Origin of the sequence: Micromonospora sp. NPDC049580 (genome assembly GCF_040675595.1) — a bacterium.
Taxonomy (GTDB): Bacteria; Actinomycetota; Actinomycetes; order Mycobacteriales; family Micromonosporaceae; genus Micromonospora.
Map to the genome: position 1 here is coordinate 1 of NZ_JBFAPG010000438.1, position 5341 is coordinate 5341.

The window sequence follows — 5341 nt, forward strand, 5'->3', positions numbered from 1 at the left end:
GGTGCGGTCAGGCGGAAACCGGGGCGGGGTCGGTCACCGAGGCCGGTGGAGCGTCGGCGCGACGCCGGGCGAACAGCGCGTCGAGCGCCCAGGGGCCCGAGCCGAGTGCCGCGACCAGAAGGAACGACCAGCAGAAGAGCGCCGACAGCTCGCCGCCGTTGCGCAGCGGAAGCAGGCCTTCAGGCTGATGGACCACGAAATAGGCGTACGCCATCGAGCCGGAGGCGAGAAGCGCGGCGGGCCGGGTGAAGAGCCCGGCCAGCACCAGCGCGCCGCAGATCAGTTGGATCAGCGCGGCCCACCAGCCCGGCCAGGAGCCGAACGGAATCGCCGAGCCGGTCATCGGGTTGCCGCCGAACAACCCGAAGATCGAGGACAGGCCGTGCAGCATGAACAGCAGGCCGGTCACGATGCGGAACAGGGACAGGGTCGGCCCGCCGAGCCGAGAGACGTTCATGGAGACCTCCATCGAAGGGGACAGATCTCTTCAATGGTGGGACATGAATGTATCGAAGTTAATAAATTCCTTGCTGGTGGGAAGATCCCGGTCGGAACATATCGCCCGTGTGGGAGCGCTCCCGCCCAGAACGTACCGCCAGCCGAGGTGGCCGTACAGCCTGTCGAGCTGCCCGCAGCGACTGTCGAGCTGCCCCACGTGTGGGGCGTAGAGCCCACCGCGCCCTGAGCGCGGCGATGCCGGCGGGCCGCTCTGGTCATCCGGCGTGCCGAACAACGCCATCACGCCCAGACGAAGTGCCCCGTCGGCTGACGCACGAACGATGATCCACTCCGTATCGCCGACATGGGGCTTTCCACGTCGCTGGATACCGCCACGTCGGCGGAGTGGGGGTGGATCACCGGGCCGCCGTGGAGCGCTAGGCCGGCAGGTCGACACGAGAGCCCGCCGGGCGAGCTGCGGGGCCGGGCGGCGGTGGGACGCCCGCGTGGGCGAGGATCGGCGGATGATCTCCCTCGGCACGGCAGCACGGCGACGGGCCAGCGCGGTGGCCGCGGTAGCTCTCCTGCTCGCCGCCTGCACACCCGGCGACCATCGGGGCCAGGGTGGTGATCCCACGGGCCGGCCACCGACCACGCCCGGCACGACCCCGTCGGCGAGCGCCGAGCCGGTCGCCGAGTGCCCGGCCTCCGGCGTTCTGATCCGGTCCACCGGTGGGGACGCGGCGATGGGGCTGCGCGCGCTCGGCCTGGAACTGGTCAACTGCGGTGACCGCACCTACCAGCTCAACGGGTACCCGGCGGTGTGGGTCCTGAACGAGCAGCGCAAGCCGATCATCCTGCGGGTGGTGAACGGGGCGAAGGAGATCACCTCGGGCTTCGATCAGCCGCCGCAGCCGGTCACGCTGCGCAAGGGCGAGAGGGCCGTCGCCACAGTCCTCTGGCGCAACCTGGTCACCGATTCGACCGTGGTGGCCACCGCCGGGGCGTACCTGACGGTCGCGCCCGCCGCCGGTCAGCCGGCCGAGGAGGTCGACCCGGACGGCCCGATCGACGTGGGCAACACGGGCCGGATCGGCGTCAGCGCCTGGCGGAAGGCTACGACGTGATGTCCTTGCGGGTGAACCGCCAGAACGCCAACCCCCAGAACAGCGTCGCGTAGCTGATCGCGGAGATGCAGCCGCGTACCACGTCGTCGGTCTGCACCGGCGTGGAGAGCAGCCCCAGCCAGGCGGTGCTGAAGTGGGTGGGCAGGAAGTCGCGCAGGCCCCCCAGGGCGGTGATCTGGTCCAGGATGCTGGACAGGATCCAGAGCAGGACCGCTCCGCCGACCGCGCCGAGCGCGGCGTCCGTCGTCACCGACAGCAGGAACGCCAGGCCGGCCACCACCAGGAGTACGACCGCCAGATAGCCGAGCACGGCCAGCAGTCGGAGCAGCCCCTCGGTCGGCTCCAGCTCGGCGGCGACCGTGCTGCGCAGTGGCGACCAGCCGTAGCGCAGGGTCCCGGCGAGCAGGGCGGTGCCGGCCAGCAGCAGCAGGGCCAGCCCCGAGTACGCGAGCGCGACCACCAGCTTCACCGTGAGCAGCCGGGCCCGGGGCACCGGGATCGCGAGCAGGTAGCGCAGGCTGCCCCAGCTCGCCTCGCTGGCCACCGTGTCGCCGCAGAACAGCGCGACGACCACGACCAGCAGGAACGACGCCGACACGAAGATCGAGAAGAGGGTGAAGTTGAGCCCGCCGGAGGTGGCCAGGTCGACCAGGCTGGCGAACTCGTTGTTGCCGTTGTCGTCGTCGCCACCCGAGTTGAACTGGAAGGCGACCAGGATGATCAGCGGCAGCAGCACCATGAACCCGAGCGCCAGCTGGGTCCGCCGCCGGGACGCCTGCCGGCGGAACTCCGCCACGAAGGGCATGGTGGCCGAGGGTCGGTAGCCCCGGGCCGCACCGGCCGGGTCGGTGACGCCCACCGGCGCCTCGACGGGAGATCCAGCCATCACCGGTCACCGCTTCCCCGAGAGTTCTCGCCCACCAGGGCGAGGAACGCGTCCTCCAGGCGTCGCCGGGGCACCACCCGGTCCACCCCGATGCCGGCGCGCACCAGCTCCGCCACCACCTCGCTGCGGGCCGTGCCGTTGGTGTCGACCACCAGTTGGCCGTCGCTCTCCGGCAGCACCCGTACGCCGTGCAGCCGGTCCAGCACCGCCCGCGCCGCCACCGGATCGGTGACGTCGAACAGCACGCTCGGCGACTCGCCGACGATCTCCTGCACCGGCCCGGACGCCACGATCCGGCCCTTGTTCACCACCACGGCGTGCGTGCAGGTCTGCTCCACCTCGGCCAGCAGGTGGCTGGAGACCAGCACCGCGCGGCCGTCGGTGGCGTACCGCTGGAGGACCCGGCGCATCTCGGCGATCTGCGGCGGGTCGAGCCCGTCGGTCGGCTCGTCCAGTACCAGCAGCTCGGGAAGGCCGAGCATGGCCTGGGCGATGGCGAGCCGCTGGCGCATGCCGTGGCTGTAATTCTTGATCTTTCGGTGCACCGAGTCGCCCAGCCCGGCGATCTCCAGGGCCGTGTCGAAGTGCGCGTCCTCGGCCGGCCGTCCGGTGGCCTTCCAGTACGCCTTCAGGTTGTCCAGACCGGACAGGTGCGGCAGGAAGCCGGGCCCCTCCACCAGCGCGCCGATCCGGGACAGCACCGGCGAGCCGGGCACCAGCCGACGACCGAAGACGTAGATCTCCCCAGCGGTCGGCTGGGTCAGCCCCATCAGCACCCGCAGGGTGGTGGTCTTGCCGGCGCCGTTCGGCCCGAGCAGACCCACCACCTGACCGGGGTGCACCTCGAAGTCCACGTTCGACACCGCGACGAAGCCGTCCGCGTACTCCTTGCGCAGCGCGCGCACGGCCAGCGGGGTGTCCGCGTACTCCGGATGCACCGAGCGGTCCTGGCGGCGGTGCCGGCGGCGGACCACGGCCACGACCACGACGAGCCCGATCACGATGGCGGCGAGCAGGCCGGCGAGCACCCAGCGCCAGAGCGTCGCCGCGGTGGGGATCGGCTCCCCGCTGACCGTGGGCAGGCTGACCGCGCCGTCCGCGGCCACCGTGTAGACGGTCGGCTCGGCGGGCGTGGTGTACGCCTGGTCGGAGCTGGCCACCACCAGTCGCAGCCGGTGCCCGGCCTCGACGCGGCGAACGATTCCGGGCAGCGTCACGGTGACCGGGCGGGCGTCCTGCACCCGCTGCGGCAGGCCGGTGAGCCGGACCGGGGCGACCAGCCCGTTCGGCAGGGTGGCCGCGCCGTCGGGGTCGACGTCGTAGAGCTTGACGAAGAGCACCGCCTCCCCGGTCGGCGAGGCGGCCCGCACGGTGACGGTGGGTGCGCCCGCCACGTCCACCGCCTCGGTCAGCGGCGCCGACTCGAAGCGCGCGTGCTGGCCGGGCACGTCGCCGGCCACCCCGTCCAGCAGCGAGGTGAGGCCACCGGCGAAGGGGATCGAGGAGATGGCGGCCGGGTTGCCGTTCGGCGGGTTCGCGATCGGCTGCGCCGGACCGGCGACAGTCACCTCCCGGCGGGCGTTGCCGGCGAGGCCCGGATAGTCGGCGCGGCGGAAGCCGGTGGCGACCAGGCCCCGGTCGAGCGCGTCGAAGCCGGCGATCCGCGACCAGGTGAAGTCGTCGCCGGGCGCGTCCCCCTCGCCCTTGACGTAGTGGTCGAGCCACTGGACGGTCAGGAACTTCACCCGGTCTTCGTCCGAGCGGGGTCCACTGCCACCGTCGTGCCCCCCGGTGAACCAGGCGACCCGGACCGGGGTGCCGGCGGCGGCGATGCCCTTCGCGTTCGCGTCCGCCTCACCGAGCGGAAAGAGGGTGTCCGCCTCACCCTGCACCAGCAGGGTGGGGGCCTTGATCCGGTCCAGCACGCCCGCCGGGCTGGACCGGCGCAGCAGGTCCACGGCGGCCTGGTCGGCGCGGCCGGCGGTGGCGATCCGCAGGTACGCGGCGCACACGTCGGCGGCGAATCGCCCGCAGGACGGGTCGGCGGCGCCGGCCGGGGCTCCACCGGGAGCCGTGCCCGGGCCCTCGCCCGGCCCCGGGCTGGGCGGGCCGGCCGATGCCGGCGCCCCCTCGGGCTGGGCTGCGGTCGCCCCGGAGAGCCCGGCCGGGCCACTGCCCACGTTGCCGCCCCCACCGAAGAAGAGACCCGCCCAGCCCTTCTTGAACACGCCCTCGGTCGGTGCCGCACCGGTGCTCTCCGGCAGGAACGCCCGGGACAGGTCATTCCAGGTGATCATGGGGACGATCGCGTCCACCCGACGGTCCTGGGCGGCCAGCAGCAGCGCCAACCCGCCGCCGTACGAGCCGCCGACCACGCCGACCTTCGGATCGCCGGGAGCGTCGGTGCGCACCTCGGGCCGGGCGGCCAGCCAGTCCAGCAGCCGCTCGGCGTCGCGCACCTCGTAGTCCGGGTTGTCCAGGTGGATCTCGCCGCCGCTGCGGCCGAAGCCCCGCGCGGTCCAGGTGAGCACCGCGTAGCCGCGCCCGGCGAACTCCTCGGCGTCCGAGTGCACCGACTCCTTGGTCCCGCCGAACCCGTGCGCCAGCAGCACCGCCGGCACCTTCCGACCGGACGACGCCCCGGTCGGGAGGTAGAGGGTCGTGTCCAGGTCGACGGGCTGGTCTCCGGACGGTCCGGAGCGGACGGTGAGCATCGCGCTCTGGGTGCGTACGCCCGATTCCCGCGGCCACACCGCCCAACCGACGGCGGCCGCCAGCAGCACGACGACCGCCGCCGCCGCGGTCGCGGGGCGGCGGGGGGGCCGGGCACGCCGGGACCCCGCGGCCGGCGGCGGGGATCTCAATCGGCACACCGGACGGGCCCCAGGCT

General features: G+C 73.1%; 4 protein-coding genes. 1 reads left to right on the top strand and 3 read right to left on the bottom strand.

Annotation, left to right across the window (positions count from 1 at the left end):
* Positions 1-7: 7 nt before the first annotated feature.
* Positions 8-457: a DoxX family protein gene (locus AB0J68_RS26240; protein ID WP_363940876.1), complete on the bottom strand. Its 450-nt coding sequence runs from the start codon at positions 455-457 to the stop codon at positions 8-10.
* Between the two features lie 505 nt (positions 458-962).
* On the opposite strand from AB0J68_RS26240, the gene AB0J68_RS26245 reads away from it, so the two are divergent.
* A complete protein-coding gene (locus tag AB0J68_RS26245; RefSeq protein ID WP_363940879.1) occupies positions 963-1565 on the top strand; it encodes a DUF4232 domain-containing protein in 603 nt (200 codons plus the stop codon).
* Here AB0J68_RS26245 and AB0J68_RS26250 read toward each other — a convergent pair.
* Entirely contained in the window at positions 1555-2451 is an 897-nt protein-coding gene (locus AB0J68_RS26250) for an ABC transporter permease subunit (RefSeq protein ID WP_363940881.1), read from the bottom strand. The two genes, AB0J68_RS26245 and AB0J68_RS26250, sit on opposite strands and share 11 nt — an antisense overlap.
* Positions 2451-5315 (bottom strand): alpha/beta fold hydrolase, encoded by a 2865-nt coding sequence (locus tag AB0J68_RS26255; protein WP_363940883.1) that lies wholly within the window; start codon positions 5313-5315, stop codon positions 2451-2453. Before AB0J68_RS26255 ends, AB0J68_RS26250 begins: the two co-directional genes overlap by 1 nt.
* Positions 5316-5341: the final 26 nt, after the last annotated feature.

Bases quoted from the DNA above. Each gene is read 5' to 3' on its own strand.
- AB0J68_RS26250 (WP_363940881.1), bottom strand. From the start codon at position 2,451: ATGGCTGGATCTCCCGTCGAGGCGCCGGTGGGCGTCACCGACCCGGCC.
- AB0J68_RS26245 (WP_363940879.1), top strand. From the start codon at position 963: ATGATCTCCCTCGGCACGGCAGCACGGCGACGGGCCAGCGCGGTGGCC.
- AB0J68_RS26240 (WP_363940876.1), bottom strand. From the start codon at position 457: ATGAACGTCTCTCGGCTCGGCGGGCCGACCCTGTCCCTGTTCCGCATC.